Source organism: Cryptosporangium sp. NPDC051539 (assembly GCF_044454545.1).
Taxonomy (GTDB): domain Bacteria; phylum Actinomycetota; class Actinomycetes; order Mycobacteriales; family Cryptosporangiaceae; genus Cryptosporangium.
Map to the genome: position 1 here is coordinate 220,444 of NZ_JBITDV010000014.1, position 14,459 is coordinate 234,902.

The window sequence follows — 14,459 nt, forward strand, 5'->3', positions numbered from 1 at the left end:
CCCCGGACTCCGACTAATCCCGCTGCCGTCGGATGACGTCCTCGGGCGGCACGGTCGGCGGCTCGTTGGACAGGTCCGGCGCGATCACGATCGACTGGTCGCCGGAGTCGGGCAGACCGAACAACGGATCCCGTTCGGTGCCCGCCAGCACCAGATCTGCCGTCCCCTTCACCAGCGTCCGGCCCCGGAAGAACGCGGGCGCCACCAGCGCGTAACCGATCATCAACAAGGCGCCCAGCACGAGCGTGCCGATGCCGATGATGAACACCCCGCCGACGCCGCCCAGCGTCGTGCTCCCCGCGTCCGGCTTCGAATAGTCGTAGGCCGACTTCAGGAACGCGGCGAGCAGCATCAGCCCACCCAGGCCGGGCAGGACCCCTTGCATCCAGAACGAGCGTGCGCTCTTGGTGAGCTGATTGCGGTAGAACCACACGCAGGCGAAGCCGGTGATGCCGTAGTAGAACGCGATCATCAGGCCGACCGACGCGATCGAGTCACCCAGCACGTTCTGGCTGACCAGCGTGAGGCCCACGTAGAAGACGATCGACAGGACGCCCATCCAGATCGTGGCCACGGTCGGGGTGAGGTACTTGGGGTGGATCCGGGCGAAGCTGCGGGGGATGGCCCGGTAGGCGCCCATCGACAGCGCCGTGCGCGCGGTCGGGATGATCGTCGTCTGGGTGGAGGCCGACGCCGAGGTCAGCACCGAGATCAGCAGGAGAACCTCGAAGGCCTGACCGATGAACGAGTGCCCGAACACCGCCGGCCCGAGCGCGTTGAAGATGTCGTCCCCGTTGTCGGGGTTGCCCAGGCCGATGCCCTTCGTCCCGACCCCGGCGAACGCCACCGCGGCGACCGCGACCAGCCCGTAGGTGACCAGGAGCAGGACGGTGGAGAGGATCGCAGCACGGCCGGGGGTCTTGGCCGGGTCGGCGGTCTCCTCGTTGCAGGCGACGGCGGTGTCCCAGCCCCAGTAGATGAAGACGGCCAGCAGGGTTGCTGCCACCAGGTCGCTGGCGCCCAGGCCACCCGGCCAGAACCAGCTCAGCGCGGGGTGGATGGAGGTGTCGGCGCCGTTGCCCGACCACACCTTGGCCAGCGCGATCACCGCGAACGCGATCAGCAGCACGAGTTCGATGCCCAGCAGCGCGTACTGCAGCCGGGCCGAGACCTCGACGCCGCGGTAGCAGATGTAGGTCATGATCACGATCCAGAGCACGCCGGCGACCGTGCTCCAGAACGTGGAGTCGGCTAACCCGTCGGCTCCGACCAGCTTGTAGCTGTACGAGCCGGCGATCTGCGCCAGGTTCGCCATCACGATGATGTCGGCGGCGATGATGCCCCAGCCGCCGAGCCAGCCGACCCAGGGGCCGAACGCCCGCGACGCCCAGGTGAACGTCGTACCGCAGTCGGGCTCGGCCTTGTTGAGCTCCTGGTACGCCAGCGCGATGAGGTACATCGGGATGAACGCCAGCAGGATGACCGCGGGTGCCTTCACGCCCACCGCGACGACGATGAAGCCGAGGGTCGCGGCCAGACTATAGGCGGGCGCGGTCGACGACATCCCGATCACGACGCTGGCGGCCAACCCCAGTGCCCCGCCTTTGAGCCCCTTGTCGCCGGCCCCCGCGCCCGAATCCGCCACGGCCTGCGTGTCGTGTGTCATCGCGCCCCTCCCAGCCACCCGGTCCTCCGGTTATCGCATTCGAGAGCGGCGTCCCGGCATCCACCACACGGAGGACGTTCCGGCGACATTCTTCGCTTACGGGTCGTAAGGACCGTGAACTTGAGAGCTGTCTATCGGTGACCGTCGCGCGCGGCGATGGCATCCGCGATGAAGACGCGGAAGGCGGCGAACTCGTCCGCGGTCATCGTCCAGCGCCGTCCGCCCATGATGTCGTTCTCGCCGTAGGCGCGGCCCAGCCGTACCTTGAAGCCGTCTCGGTGCGGCGTGGCCTCGATCCGCAGGAAGGCCACGTGATAGCGGAGGCTCTCCTCGGTGTCGCGATGGAAGATCTCCAGGACTCGGCCGTCCAGTACGAGGATCTGCCTGTCGAACACGAACTCCGTGGCCATGTTCCTGCCTCGCGCTAGCCCGACCGGTGCGAGGGCGACCCTAGCGTCCGGGCGGTCGACTTTTTGTCATTGGCCGGGGCTGTGGAGTCGTAGGGCTTTACCTTCCAAGGCATGGGAATCTTTTCGAACATGCGCAAGGCTGCCGACGAAATGAAGGCGGCGGCCAGCGGCCTGGTCGCCGGCGTCGACGAGCAGCTGATGCGCGCCGGGCAACTCGCGCGGGGCGTCATCGTCGACGTCCAGCTGACCGGCACCACCGTCCAGATGGGCGGGCCGCCCGAGCGGGTCTGCGTCGTCACTCTCGAGGTGAGCCTGGACGACACCCCGCCCTACCGGGCCACCGTGCGGCAGCGGATCGCCGAGCACGTCCTTCCTCAGCTGCAGCCGGGCCGGACGCTGGTCGCGGTACGCGTCGACCCCGTCGACCGGGCCAAAGTCGCGATCGATTGGCACACGCAGCCCCCGGTCGTCCGGGCAGTGGCCACGCCGGGCCGGCCGACCGCCGCGGAGTTGCTGCAGACTGGCCTGCCGGGCGAGATCGTCATCATCCAGAGCGACTCGATGGGCATGCGCAGCCCGACCGGCGTCGACCTGTACGCGTTCATCCTGACCGTGTTCCGGCCGGGTATGGCGCCCTACCAGGCCCGCCTGGGCAACCCGGTGCCGCCGGCGGCCGTGCCGCTGCTGTTCCCCGGCTCGCGGTTGCCGGCGCGATTCTCACCGACCGACCCCAACGCGCTCGCCATCGATTGGGACACCGCGCTCGCCGCCTACTCCGCCGGATAGGCCGATCAGGTCGCGCCGATTCGCCGGCGACCGCTTGACCTCCAGTTCGGTTGAGGTTGCAGGCTGCTCCCCATGCGCGCGATACAGCTCACCGCCTTCGGCGATCCCTCTGTTCTGGTGCCGGTCGAGGTCGAAGATCCGGTTCCCGCTTCCGGCCAAGTTCTGGTGGACGTCGAACGAGTGAGCATTTCGTTCGTCGAGACCCAGATTCGGGCCGGGCGACCGCCGCGGGCGTTTCCGCTGCCCGATCCGCCGTTCATCCCGGGTAATGGGGTCGGCGGGGTCGTCAGCGCGGTCGGTCCGGGCGTCGACCGGGCGCTGCTCGGGCGGCGCGTGTTCGCGACGACCGGCGGCCACGGCGGGTACGCGTCGAAGGCCCTGGCCGGCGTGGGCGACCTCGTCGAGATCCCGGCCGGGATGACGACGGCGGACAGCGTGGCGCTGGCCACCGACGGGCGGACCGCGCTGGGGCTGTTCCGGCTGGCCGCTCCGGTCGCCGGGGAGATCGTGCTGGTCGAGTCGGCGGCCGGTGGGGTCGGCACGCTGCTCGTTCAGCTCTCGCTCCGCGCCGGCGCCCGGGTCATCGGGGCGTCGAGTGGTGGCAAGCTGAATATCGTCAGAAAGAGGACGCAGGCCGTTGACTACGGGCAGCCCGAGTGGCCGGATCGGGTCCGCGAGCTGACCGGGGGCGCGGCCGTCGACGTGGTGTTCGACGGCGTCGGCGGCGCGGTGGGCACGGCGGCGGCCGGGCTCGTGAGCACGGCGGGCCGGTTCGTGATCCACGGAGCCGCCAGCGGGTCGATGACGGACCCGGCGACGGTGAACGCGCGAATCCTGACGCTGCGGGACCTGACCGGGACGCCCGCCGAACTCGCGCGGGACGCGTTGGCCGCGGGCCTGGAGCCGTTCATCGGCCAGACGTTCCCGCTGGCCCGGGCGGCCGACGCGCACGCGGCCATCGAGGCGCGGACCGCGGTCGGTAAGACGCTGCTCGCCGTGTGAGCGAAGATGGGGACGTGATCCCGAACGTTCTCGCCGCCCGCTACGCCTCTCCCGAGCTGACCAAGCTGTGGTCGCCAGAGCACAAGATCGTGCTCGAGCGCCAGCTGTGGATCGCGGTGCTCCGAGCACAGCGGGACCTGGGGGTGTCCGTTCCGGACGGCGTGGTCGAGGCTTACGAAGCGGTCGTGGACAACGTCGACCTGGAGTCGATCGCGGCGCGCGAGCGGGTCACCCGGCACGACGTGAAGGCACGGATCGAGGAGTTTTCGGCGCTCGCCGGGCACGAGCACATCCACAAGGGCATGACCTCGCGCGACCTGACCGAGAACGTCGAGCAACTGCAGGTCCGGGGTTCGCTGGAGCTGATCCGCGACCGGGTGGTGTCGTCGCTGGTGCGCCTGGCGGCGCGGGCGGTCGAATTCGACGCCCTGGTGCTCACCGGCCGCTCGCACAACGTGCCCGCGCAGGCGACGCTGCTCGGCAAGCGGTTCGCGTCGGCGGCCGAGGAGCAGATGCTGGCGTACGACCGCATTTCCTCGCTGCTGGAGCGGTACCCGTTGCGTGGCATCAAGGGCCCGGTCGGCACCGCGGCCGACCAGCTCGACCTGCTCGGCGGTGACCCGTTGAAGCTGGCCGCGTTGGAGCAGGCGGTGGCCAGGCACCTCGGGTTCGGTCAGGTGTTCACCAGCGTCGGTCAGGTGTATCCGCGGTCGCTGGACTTCGACGCGGTCTCGTCGCTGGTCGTGGCCGCCGCGGGGCCTTCGAGCCTGGCGACGACGATCCGGCTGATGGCCGGTCAGGAGTTGGTGACCGAGGGCTTCAAAGCCGGTCAGGTCGGCTCGTCGGCGATGCCGCACAAGATGAACACGCGCTCGTGCGAGCGGGTGAACGGGCTCGCGGTGATCATCCGCGGGTACGCGACGATGACTGGTGAACTGGCCGGCAACCAGTGGAACGAGGGTGACGTGTTCTGCAGCGTCGTCCGCCGGGTCGCGCTGCCCGACGCGTTCTTCGCCGCGGACGGGCTGTTCCAGACGTTCCTCACCGTGCTGACCGAGTTCGGGGCGTACCCGGCGGTGGTGCAGCGCGAGCTCGACCGGTACCTGCCCTTCCTCGTGACGACGAAGGTGCTGGTCGCGGCTGTGCAGCGGGGGGTGGGCCGGGAGGTCGCGTACGAGGCGATCAAGGAGCACGCGGTGGCGGTGGCGCTGGAGATGCGCGAGAAGGGCATCGAGCGCAACGACCTGCTGGAGCGGTTGGCGTCGGACGAGCGGCTGCGGCTGGACACGGCCACCGTGCGGGGGCTCGTCGCCGACCCGACGTCGTTCACCGGGGCGGCGTCGGCGCAGGTGGCGGAGGTGGCGCGGAGGGTTTCGGAGATCGCGGCGCGGCATCCGGCGGCGGCGGCGTATGCGCCGGGGGACATCTTGTAGGGACGTCTAGAGGAGTTCGACGCCGAGGATCGGGTGCACCTCTACCGGATCCTGATCGACGTGGGTCAGCGCGGCGATGTCGCGGAGTACATGGATGCCACGCTGCTCCGGCACGACTGGGCGCTGCTGCGGCGGTTGATCCTTAAACAGTTGCGGCAACTGTGGGAAGAACGGCTTTCGCTCACGCCGGCGGTCTGACCATGCCGATGGATCCCCTGCATCGGCGGATGCTCGACGTCGGATTCGACGCGGGGGACGAGTTAGGCCTGGTACTCGCCGGCGGCTACGCGATGCAGGCCCACGACCTCGTCGACCGGCCGTCGAAGGACGTCGACTTCGCCTATTGCGAGCCCATACCGATGGCCGTGGTGGTCGAGCGACTCGCGGCCGCCTACCGCGCGAGAGGGTTCGGCGTGGAGGTGCTCCAGGTGACCCCTCGGATGGCCCGCATGGAGGTCCGTACGCCGGACGGAGAGTGCGAGGTCGACCTCTTGAAAGAGGCGCTGCAGCCGCCGGCCCGGTCGGCGTTCGGGCCGGTCGTCAGCCTGGAGGACGCAGTCGGGCTCAAAGTGCGCGGACCGCCTCGGAGCGGTGGAGTACCTGGGCGACCGACTCTTCCGGGCCTATGGGCTCGACGACGGGCGGATCGGCGCGATTCGGCGGTGGGCGATGCAGTGGCGGGACGACATCGGGGTCCGGGTGGCGTCCGTGGGGAGCACCGAACCGGCCGGGCGCTACGACTGGGACCATTCGATCGGGACGCCTATGTGAACGAGCGTGAGCGCGACTAGAACGGTGCGTCGGTGGCTTCCAGCGCCTCGAGCGCCCACCGCATGCGGGGGACCGCGATCTCCGGGTGGTCGCCGAACTCCGCGGCCAGGCGCTGGGCACAGCCGGACGGGCCGCCGAACTGCTCGAGGCTGCTCTCGATCGCGGCTTCGAGCTGAGCCGAACTGCTGGCGTCCGACGGCTGCAGCACGCTGACGAACAGTGCCTCGGCCTTCACAGTGAGCGTCATGGTGTTCCCCCTGCCGGTTGCGCCTCCCCCGAGGCGATAGGGAGACCATCCCGGCCCGGAAGAGCGTCCCCGGTCGCAGCCCGGTTGCGGCTCGGGTGCCGCCCACCGGCCCGCTCCCGAGCGGGTCAACCTGTTCCGGAGCGCGGTTCGCCGGACGCCCAGTCGCGGCCGAGGGGCGGCGGGGGGACGTCGGTCGCCCGGCGCATCATCTCGACGCCGGTCCGGTAGAGGACGCACTCCCCATTCGTGTGGCAGATCGGGCACTCGGGCGAATCACCGACCGGGAGATGCGCGGTTCGTAACTCATAGCCGGCGAGCCAGAGTTCCGCGTCGGTGGTACCGCCGACCGGCCCCGGCAGGCTCACCCGGCCGTGGCCGGACTCGGCGGGCGCGGCCCGGCCGGCCGGGGACGGCCCGGTCTCGGACGCGTGGTGCTGGCCCCGTGCGGGCGCGACTGAGTGCCCTGGCGGGCGTGGAGCGCGGTGGTGCGGCGAACTGCCGAGAGCCTCGACACGTGTCCTCCGATCCCCTCATCCCGGAACGGAGAGTGGGGTACTCGGGGCGGGGTGTGGGGGCCGTGCGGCGTCGTCGGCGCTCGGCTCCCTCCTTCGAGGATGCCGGTTTACCGTGTTCAACTTCAAGAAATTGCGAGAAATAGACTGCAGATGGCCGATGCGGGGTTGGGATTTTCTCCGCGTTTAGCAACCATCTGACTCTCCAGCGCAATACCGGGCGGTGCTGGGTAGTTCAGTGTGGACCTGGGGGGAATCATGAAACTCACTTTTCGCGGCACGAACAGCTCGAGCGGCTCGTGCCCGTCCGTCTACGAGACCGATCGCGGGACGCTGGTCGTCCAGGGCTGGCGCGTCACCGACGGGGAAGCAGTGGCAGCACTGGCCGCGCGGGGGCTACCGGCACACGAGACGGCGGTCGAGATCCCGTTGGAGCTGCTGGGATATTTCCCCGCCGACGGCTGTTTGGGGTCTTTTCCGCCCGATCCGTGAGGTAGCTGAGATCCCCTGCGGCGGTGGGAGACCACTGAGGACGGAGGGGTCGGTAATCGCGGTGGTCGGTGTCCGGACGGGCGGACCCCGACCGTTACCCTTCGGCGAGGAGGGATCACCGGTTCCGTGGCCAAGCCCCATGACGCTCTGCGCGTCTTCGGATTGCAACTGCGCCAAGTGCGCGAAGATGCCGGTCTCACCGGGCGAGCGGTTGCCGATCGCACCGGCTGGCCGCATTCGAAGGTGTCCAAGCTGGAGCGCGGTCAGCAGACCGCGACCAGGTCTGATGTGGACGCATGGGTGGATGCCACCGGTGCGGGATCGGACGACGCCGAGCGGCTGCACGTCGCCTTGCGGCAGGCCCGGATGGAGTACACCCAGTGGCGGCAGCGGCTGTCCACCGGCACGCGGGCGCGCCAGGTGCAGCGTCTCGAGGCCGAGGCCGAAGCGACGTTGATCCGGGTGTTCGAGCCGGGCGTGCTGCCGGGCTTACTGCAGACCGCCGACTACGCCCGAGCGGTGTTCCAAGGGCTGGTGAGCACGTACCAGATCGCGGACGACGTCGAGGACGGCGTCCGGGCCCGGCTGAGTCGCCAGGAGCTGCTGCACCAGCCCGGGCGGCGGTACCAGTTCGTCCTGGCCGAGACCGCGCTCTACTGCCGGATGGCCGAGGCGCCGGTCATGCACGCCCAGCTCGATCGGTTACTGACGGTCGCCCGGATGCCCAACGTCGATCTGGCCGTGGTTCCGTTCGGGGCGCGCTGGCCGGTGGGGCCGCTGAACGGGTTCTGGCTCTTCGATCGGGACTACGCGCTGGTGGAGACGCTCGGTGCCGAGCTCACGCTGCGTGAGCCCGCGGAGATTCTCGTGTACGAGCGGATCTTCGACGCGTTCTCGCTTCTGGCGGTGCGCGGATCGATGGCGACCGACCTGATTCTCGGTGCCACGCGGCGGTACGCCGGGTAGTCGGCGATGCGCCGGTGGCGGGTGGTCCGTATTCTGGCGCTTCTCGGGGGGTACTAGAGCTTCCGAGTAATGCCAGTGTGACCACGGGGAACGGTGATGACCCAGTATCCGGCCGGCGGTGGCCAACCGCCCGAGGGCGAGAATCCGAACGAGCCGTCGTGGACTCTCCCGCCCGAGCAGTCGCCGAGCGGACCACCGGCGCCGGGCCAATCCTCGACGCCGCCGCAGCCGGGTTTACCGTCGTACGGAGAGTATTCGCACGGTAGCTACGGGCCACAGGATCCGTCCTACGGCCAGCAGCCCCCGCAGTACGGCCAGTTCGCGCAGCAGCCGCCCCAATACGGGCAAGACCTGCAGCAGTACGGGCAAGACCCGCAGCAGTACCGGCAGCAGCCGCCCCAGTACGACCAGCCTCAACAGCAGCAGCCGCAGCAGTACGGCCAGCCCCCGTACGGCCAGCCCCAGTACGGCCAGCCCCAGTACGGCCAGCCCCAGTACGGCCAGCCCCAGTACGAGCAGCCGCAGTACGAGCAACCCCAGTACCAGCAACCGCAGCAGTACGGCCAGCCTCAATACGCTCAGCCTCAGTACGGCCAGCCCGAATACGAGCAGCCTCAGTACGAGCAGCAGCAGTACGCCGGTTACGACGCGTCCGGGCAGCCCTACGCCGACCAGGCCGCCTACGTCCAATATGGGCCCCAGGAGTACGCCGCCGCGCCGCCCCCCGACGCTCCCAGGCCCAAAAAATCGCTGCTGGGCGTCGTCCTCATCGTGGTAGTTGCTCTGGTTTTGATCGGCGGGGGCGGCACGGCCGCCTGGTACGCGCTGAAGGACGACAAGGGCGACACGAACACGGCGAAGGCCAAGGCGCCGGTCGCGGCGAAGTGTTCGAGCGGAACGCTCGCGGTCGTCGGTGACACCGGCGGTGACGCCGACAGCATCGGCGAGGCGGTGGTCGCGGTCGCGAACCTGGCCGCGGAGGAGTACCACACCGCCCACCCGGACTGCACGGTCGCGATCCGCGAGTTCGACAGCGGCGGCGAGGTTGACAAGGCCAAGCTTCTGGCGAAGCAGATCATCGAGGACAAGTCGATCCTCGGGGTGATCGGCCCGCTGTTCTCGAAGGAAGCCGACGCGGCCGCGCCGATTTTCGACGCGGCCGGCGTGCCGATGGTGAACCCCACCGTCTCCACGGTCTCGCTCAGCGAGAAAAAGATGAAGAGCTTCCATCGGACGGTCGGCACCGACGGCGACACCGGCCGGGCGATGGCGAAGTACATCAAGAGCGGCGAGCCGGACGCCAAGGTCTTCGTCGTCGACGACGGAACGACGTACCCGAAGGCGGCCGCCGCAGCCGCGAAGGAGGCGCTGGGCACCTCGGTCGTGGACTCGTCGACGATCAAGCCGGGCCAGACCGACTTCACGTTGCTCGCGTCGACGATCGTCAACTCGGGCGCGACCGCGATCGCGTTCGCGGGGTTCTCCCAGGAGGCCGCCGCGCTCCGGCTGGCGGTCAACGACAAGGGTGGCAGCAAGATCGAGTTCGTGGGCGGGCCCGGTCTGCTCGACACCGTGTACGTGACGGACGCGGGTGAAGGCGGCAAGGACACGATCGTCGTCTGCGCGTGCGTGCCCGGGGCCGGTCTGCCGGCGGATTTCCAGTCCAAGGTCCGGTCGAAGACGACGACGAGCCCCGCGGTCTTCACCGGGGAGGCCTACGACGCCACGAACGCGCTCCTCGCCGCGTTCGCGGCGGGAAAGAAGTCGCGCGCCGACGTGAACAAGTTCCTGGATTCGTACCAGGGCAAGGGCGTCACCGGGCCGATCGCGTTCAAGCCGGACGGTGATCTGGCCGGCACTCCACCGGAGTGGTATTTCGTGGTCGGCACCGATGGATTCCTGGGCAAGAGCCGCGTGCAGTAGTCGGCCGCTATCGGTGGGTTATTACCTTACTGTGCGTATGCACAGTCCACTTGTTGAGTGCGCCGGGACTCGGGTCGGGACCAAAGGCGTAAACATCCCGTAAACCCGCTGGCTCGACCCTATAGTTGACCCCTCAATTGGTGTCATGGTGCGAGTAGGTGGCGTGAGCTCTTCGATCCGGCCGGCCAGGGTCGTAGCGATCGGTTTAGTGGCGATCGCCGCGCTCTGTTGCGTGTGGGCGTGGATGGCGTGGACCTACCTGCTCGGCTCGAAGGTGACGATCCAGCCCGGTGACGAGTGCCTGTCGGCGCTGCAGACGACGACCGGTCAGGTGACCTGTAGCGACGCGATGTGGCTGACCGGAACCCAGGTGCACCAGGGGCATCTGATCGACTACCGCCAGTCGGGCGGCGAGTTCGAGTACGACGCGATTCCGGCCCGCTTGGTGGGCGAGACGGCGCGGACGCGGCCGCCGGTCGTGCAGTACCTGGCTGGGCTCGTGGGGCCGCCGTTGCTGGTGGGCTCCGGGGTGATGTTCCTGGTTACCGGCGTGTCCCGGAGCAACCGCAAGATCCCGATGTACCAAGCGTACTAGACCGGCCAACTGCCCCGCGGCGGGCGGAACGGGACGGCCGACCCGGGTCTCCGCGGGGGACGTTTGATGGGCCGGGCGCAGAAAAGACCTGTGCAGGGCTTTTGTCGGGATTGACGATGAGTTATCGTCAGTCGACGTGCTCAGGTCGGTGGGGTAGCTACGCAACCCCTCGGGTGCGGACCGTGGCCGGTCGCGCGCAATGCTCGGTGTCGTCCGGAACATCGGTGGCTCGGTGACGCCGTTCCCTCGGAGCGGCCACTTCGTTCCGGTTCTGATTCGAACCCTCGGCAATTTCTATTTCTATTCTCGTAAGCGCTGGTGTGCGGCATGTCTCTCCTGCTTTACCGCATCTCAGGGGCATGAGAGGCAAGTCCGTCGGCGCGCCGGAGCGAGGGGCCTCGTTATTGATCGGGGAGTCGTAGCATCGAGGAGCCGTCGAGCCCGGGGTCGCACTCGGAATAGCACCGTACCGCGACACGACGGCATCTCGTAGCACGATGCGACCGCTTGTCGGGGTTGTGCCATCGAATCTCCGAGGAAGTAGCTGAGATGATGAACAGAGGACTGAAACGGTTTCGCCTATTCGCGGTAACCGTCGGAGTCGCCGGAGCGTGTGTTTCGCCGATGACGGACGCTTTTGCGTCCCCGCCACCTCCCCCGCCTCCACCACCGCCGCCGCCTGCTGCCGCGCCGCCACCCCGGGCACCTATTCCGCCGCACCCGCCGGCGGCCCATGCCGGAGGCGCCAGTAGTTCCTTCCGCGGCTGCCAGGTGAGACGAGTGGGAGGCCGGTTGATCGTTACGGCTCCGAGTGGCGGAAACGGCAAAAAGGCTCGTGGGCCCGGCGCCGCCGCCGGGGTGGGGCACTCAATAACGATCGGTCGGGACGGCACCTGCCGGGTAATGCCGACTCGTCCGCGCCGGGCGCGTTGACCCCTACCGTTGTTAGCCGCAAGTCACGATGAAGTGTCACGAAAAATGAGCGATGTCGGGGTTGCACCGCCTCGGGGCATATGCCAAGGTTCGTGGCGGGGGGTTCAAGCCTTAGGGCACGATTCAATCGCACCGCGAATCACGCCCTCCGGCGAAGAAGCATTGTGAGTCGCGCTGCCGGCTTAACTGCCTGCTTAGACAAGCGCAGGTTTCCTCGTCAGCAAGATCCGGCCGCGAATCGGTGCCATCAATCATCGTGGGTGCCGACCGGCTAGCGCAGTTGGGTTCGGTGGCCGTCCGCAATCCTGTCGGGCGAAGGCGCCGAGAACTGTGTTAGGCAGTTCGCGGTTCCATCCATCTCATACTCGGCATTCTTGCCTTCTGGTCAGGGATGCCGTCGTGAAGGGAAATCTTCAGAATGAAGTCGTGGATTCGCTACGGCGTTGCCGTGAGCTTGCTTTCTGCGGGAATGGTCGCCGCGAGCGCTGCCGGTGCCCAGGCGGCGCAGTCGGCCGCCACGCCGCAGGCCAACCTGTCCGGCGTGCACCTGACCCCGCCGCCGCCCCCGCCGCCCGCGCCGCCGGTTCGTGGCGTCGTCCAGGGCGGTTACGGCGGTAACAACAACAGCGCCTACGGCCCCACCGGTGTGGCTGGCCAGGGCGGCACCGTCGACGTCGGCCGGGGAGCCATTCCCGCCAACTACGACGTCTACGGCGGCACCGGCGGCAACGACAACAACGGCTACTACGGCGCCGACGCCGGCGTCGGTGGCAACGTCATCCTGCGCTGACGCCTTGACGGCTGACATTTCAGCCGAGTCCTTCACCAGTGCCCGTCCCGTCGCGAACGGGACGGGCACTGGCCTTTATCCCGGCAGCCACGCTGGGAATCGGGGGTTTAGTGATGTTCGTTCGGGTGACGGTTGCAGTTATTAGTTTCGCCTTGTCGCTGTGCATGATCGACGCTATCGGGCGATCAGCCGGTGAGGCCGCGCCCGAGGGGGCCGGAGTAAATGGATCGGCCGCTCCGCCCAGTCCGGTGCCGGTGACGTCACCGGTCGTATCGGGCGCCGCCACTGCTGACGGGCTCGTGGTCGAATGCGGGGGTATCAGTGTCCGGGTGCACCCTGGGAGCGGTGGACAAGGAAATGTCGTCGACGGGCGCGGGGGCCAGGCAGGAGCTCCGGGCTCAGTGATTTGTGCCGCCCCCTGATTTGCTGGCCGACTGACTCGTGTCCTCGGGGTTGAAGATCGATCTGCGCGAATGGCAGGCTGTTCAATCATCGAAGCCGAAAGCGCATTCGATGATCGACCGGAGATATTTCGGTAATTCCGAGTAATTCGTTTCAGTCGTGGAAGGTGTACTCAATCGTGAACGAATGGATGCAGCGGAGTGCGGGGATCGCCGCCTTGACCAGTGGGTTAGTTTTGGCCGGCGCAGGCGTGGCGCAAGCGTCACCGGTGGACGCGAATCTGCCGACCGATTCACCGGCGGTCGGGGCTGCCGACACGGCTCTTCAAGACGTCGGCGACAATGCGGATCTGCGGCGTAGCTCCGGTGGCCAAGGCGGGAATTTCAACTCGACTCACGGTGACGGGACTCGCTCGGGCAGTGGCGGAGATTTCCTCGGTCCGGCTCGGTACAACCCGGCCGGTTCGGTTTCCCCGGTCAACTTCGGATACGGGGGATCGGGCGGCGACGGCGGCGATGACAATTCCGCCAGCGGCAACGACGTCGAGGCGGGATCCGGCGGAAAAGGCGGCCCCGGTATTTACAACGAGGCGGGCAGTTACAGCCTCGTCAACGTGGGTATCGGTGGCGTCCAGGGTGCCGACGGGACCGGCAACACGGTGAACGGATCGCCTGCTCCCGGGGCGATCACCACCGCGCCGCAGGGGTTCCCGGTGGCCAGTGGTCCCTTCGGGCAGATGATCTCCGCCGTGACCGGCTGGCGTTGATCAGGCCCACGCGATAGTCGCGTCGACCGCGGCGTCTACCTCGCAGTGGTACGCGGGGTAGGCGTCGCCGGGCGGGCCGAGCCTCAACCGGCGACGGTGAGGGCGGGCCGAGCCTCAACCGGCGACGGTCAGGGCGCGCCGGATCGAGCCGCGTTGCGGGATCAGCGCCAGGAGCGCGTCAGCCACGTCGGCCCGGGCCACCCGATAGCCCCGGCGAACGCCATCGACGCCGGTGCGGTACCGGCCGGTGTGGGGGCCGTTCGTCAGGCGCGGTGGGCGTACGAGTGTCCAGTCCAGATCGCTCGCCCGAACGAGCGCCTCCATTTCGCGGGTGTCGTCGAACGAGCGGCGAAGGAATCGGCCGAGCATCGGCTTCACCAGTCGCCGCGTCACCACGTCGTCGGATGGTTCGACGTACGCGCCGCTCGCACTCACCAGGAGCACCCGGCGCAGGCCTACGTCGCCGGCTCCGGCCACCAACGCCCGAGCCCCGTCCGCGCAGACCGTGGCTGGACCGCCTCCTCGGTGGCCCAGAGCGCTGATCACGGCGTCGTGGCCCGCGATGGCCGGCGCCAGCGCCGCCGGATCGAGCACGTCCACCCGCACGACCTCCAGCGCTGGATGTTCCAGGTCGAGCGGGTTGCGCACCAGCGCCGTCACCTGGTCGCCATCTTTCAGAGCCTGCCGGACCACCTCCCGGCCGATTCCGCCGGTGGCTCCCATCACGACAAGTTTCACGACACCCTCCGTGGTTAGTAAGTACTC

General features: G+C 68.5%; 15 protein-coding genes. 11 read left to right on the forward strand and 4 right to left on the reverse strand.

Features of this window, described 5'->3' with window-relative positions; translation table 11 throughout:
- Positions 1-13: 13 nt before the first annotated feature.
- Together ACIBZJ_RS36435 and ACIBZJ_RS36440 are read right to left on the reverse strand one after the other, a co-directional pair.
- Positions 14-1,666: an APC family permease gene (locus tag ACIBZJ_RS36435; RefSeq protein ID WP_395937983.1), complete on the reverse strand. Its 1,653-nt coding sequence runs from the start codon at positions 1,664-1,666 to the stop codon at positions 14-16.
- Positions 1,667-1,797: 131 nt separating this feature from the next.
- Complete coding sequence (locus ACIBZJ_RS36440; protein ID WP_395937985.1) at positions 1,798-2,076, reverse strand: hypothetical protein; 279 nt, start codon at positions 2,074-2,076, stop codon at positions 1,798-1,800.
- A 111-nt stretch (positions 2,077-2,187) separates the two neighbouring features.
- On the opposite strand from ACIBZJ_RS36440, the gene ACIBZJ_RS36445 reads away from it, so the two are divergent.
- From ACIBZJ_RS36445 to ACIBZJ_RS36465, 5 genes are all read left to right on the forward strand, one after another.
- Entirely contained in the window at positions 2,188-2,862 is a 675-nt protein-coding gene (locus ACIBZJ_RS36445; RefSeq protein ID WP_395937987.1) for a hypothetical protein, read from the forward strand.
- 72 nt (positions 2,863-2,934) lie between these two features.
- Entirely contained in the window at positions 2,935-3,864 is a 930-nt protein-coding gene (locus ACIBZJ_RS36450) for a zinc-binding dehydrogenase (protein ID WP_395937989.1), read from the forward strand.
- A 14-nt stretch (positions 3,865-3,878) separates the two neighbouring features.
- The gene (gene purB, locus ACIBZJ_RS36455; protein WP_395937991.1) at positions 3,879-5,297 is read left to right on the forward strand and encodes an adenylosuccinate lyase; all 1,419 of its coding nucleotides are present in this window, start codon (positions 3,879-3,881) and stop codon (positions 5,295-5,297) included.
- A gap of 33 nt (positions 5,298-5,330) precedes the next feature.
- Positions 5,331-5,495 carry a hypothetical protein gene (locus tag ACIBZJ_RS36460; protein ID WP_395937993.1) on the forward strand — a complete coding sequence of 55 codons (165 nt, stop codon included), beginning with the start codon at positions 5,331-5,333 and terminating at the stop codon, positions 5,493-5,495.
- An 8-nt stretch (positions 5,496-5,503) separates the two neighbouring features.
- Positions 5,504-6,088, forward strand: coding sequence for a hypothetical protein (locus ACIBZJ_RS36465; RefSeq protein ID WP_395937994.1), 585 nt, complete (start codon positions 5,504-5,506; stop codon positions 6,086-6,088).
- On the opposite strand, the gene ACIBZJ_RS36470 is transcribed toward ACIBZJ_RS36465, so the two are convergent.
- A complete protein-coding gene (locus ACIBZJ_RS36470; RefSeq protein WP_395937996.1) occupies positions 6,085-6,315 on the reverse strand; it encodes a hypothetical protein in 231 nt (76 codons plus the stop codon). The genes ACIBZJ_RS36465 and ACIBZJ_RS36470 overlap by 4 nt on opposite strands.
- 770 nt (positions 6,316-7,085) lie before the next feature.
- On the opposite strand from ACIBZJ_RS36470, the gene ACIBZJ_RS36475 reads away from it, so the two are divergent.
- From ACIBZJ_RS36475 to ACIBZJ_RS36500, 6 genes are all read left to right on the forward strand, one after another.
- The gene (locus ACIBZJ_RS36475; RefSeq protein ID WP_395937998.1) at positions 7,086-7,319 is read left to right on the forward strand and encodes a hypothetical protein; all 234 of its coding nucleotides are present in this window, start codon (positions 7,086-7,088) and stop codon (positions 7,317-7,319) included.
- A gap of 126 nt (positions 7,320-7,445) precedes the next feature.
- The gene (locus tag ACIBZJ_RS36480) at positions 7,446-8,285 is read left to right on the forward strand and encodes a helix-turn-helix domain-containing protein (RefSeq protein WP_395938000.1); all 840 of its coding nucleotides are present in this window, start codon (positions 7,446-7,448) and stop codon (positions 8,283-8,285) included.
- Between the two features lie 96 nt (positions 8,286-8,381).
- Positions 8,382-10,208: an ABC transporter substrate-binding protein gene (locus tag ACIBZJ_RS36485; protein ID WP_395938002.1), complete on the forward strand. Its 1,827-nt coding sequence runs from the start codon at positions 8,382-8,384 to the stop codon at positions 10,206-10,208.
- Positions 10,209-10,371: 163 nt separating this feature from the next.
- A complete protein-coding gene (locus ACIBZJ_RS36490) occupies positions 10,372-10,803 on the forward strand; it encodes a hypothetical protein (RefSeq protein WP_395938004.1) in 432 nt (143 codons plus the stop codon).
- Positions 10,804-12,184: 1,381 nt separating this feature from the next.
- Entirely contained in the window at positions 12,185-12,526 is a 342-nt protein-coding gene (locus ACIBZJ_RS36495; protein WP_395938006.1) for a hypothetical protein, read from the forward strand.
- A gap of 580 nt (positions 12,527-13,106) precedes the next feature.
- Entirely contained in the window at positions 13,107-13,694 is a 588-nt protein-coding gene (locus ACIBZJ_RS36500; protein WP_395938008.1) for a hypothetical protein, read from the forward strand.
- A 114-nt stretch (positions 13,695-13,808) separates the two neighbouring features.
- Here ACIBZJ_RS36500 and ACIBZJ_RS36505 read toward each other — a convergent pair whose 3' ends face one another.
- On the reverse strand, positions 13,809-14,432 hold the full coding sequence (locus ACIBZJ_RS36505) for an NAD(P)-dependent oxidoreductase (RefSeq protein WP_395938010.1): 624 nt from the start codon (positions 14,430-14,432) through the stop codon (positions 13,809-13,811).
- Positions 14,433-14,459 lie beyond the last annotated feature (27 nt).

Excerpts from the sequence above, each read along its gene's own strand:
- ACIBZJ_RS36485 (WP_395938002.1), top strand. The coding sequence starts at position 8,382 with ATGACCCAGTATCCGGCCGGCGGTGGCCAACCGCCCGAGGGCGAGAAT.
- ACIBZJ_RS36470 (WP_395937996.1), bottom strand. The coding sequence starts at position 6,315 with ATGACGCTCACTGTGAAGGCCGAGGCACTGTTCGTCAGCGTGCTGCAG.
- ACIBZJ_RS36475 (WP_395937998.1), top strand. The coding sequence starts at position 7,086 with ATGAAACTCACTTTTCGCGGCACGAACAGCTCGAGCGGCTCGTGCCCG.
- ACIBZJ_RS36435 (WP_395937983.1), bottom strand. The coding sequence starts at position 1,666 with ATGACACACGACACGCAGGCCGTGGCGGATTCGGGCGCGGGGGCCGGC.
- ACIBZJ_RS36440 (WP_395937985.1), bottom strand. The coding sequence starts at position 2,076 with ATGGCCACGGAGTTCGTGTTCGACAGGCAGATCCTCGTACTGGACGGC.
- ACIBZJ_RS36450 (WP_395937989.1), top strand. The coding sequence starts at position 2,935 with ATGCGCGCGATACAGCTCACCGCCTTCGGCGATCCCTCTGTTCTGGTG.
- ACIBZJ_RS36465 (WP_395937994.1), top strand. The coding sequence starts at position 5,504 with ATGGATCCCCTGCATCGGCGGATGCTCGACGTCGGATTCGACGCGGGG.
- ACIBZJ_RS36445 (WP_395937987.1), top strand. The coding sequence starts at position 2,188 with ATGGGAATCTTTTCGAACATGCGCAAGGCTGCCGACGAAATGAAGGCG.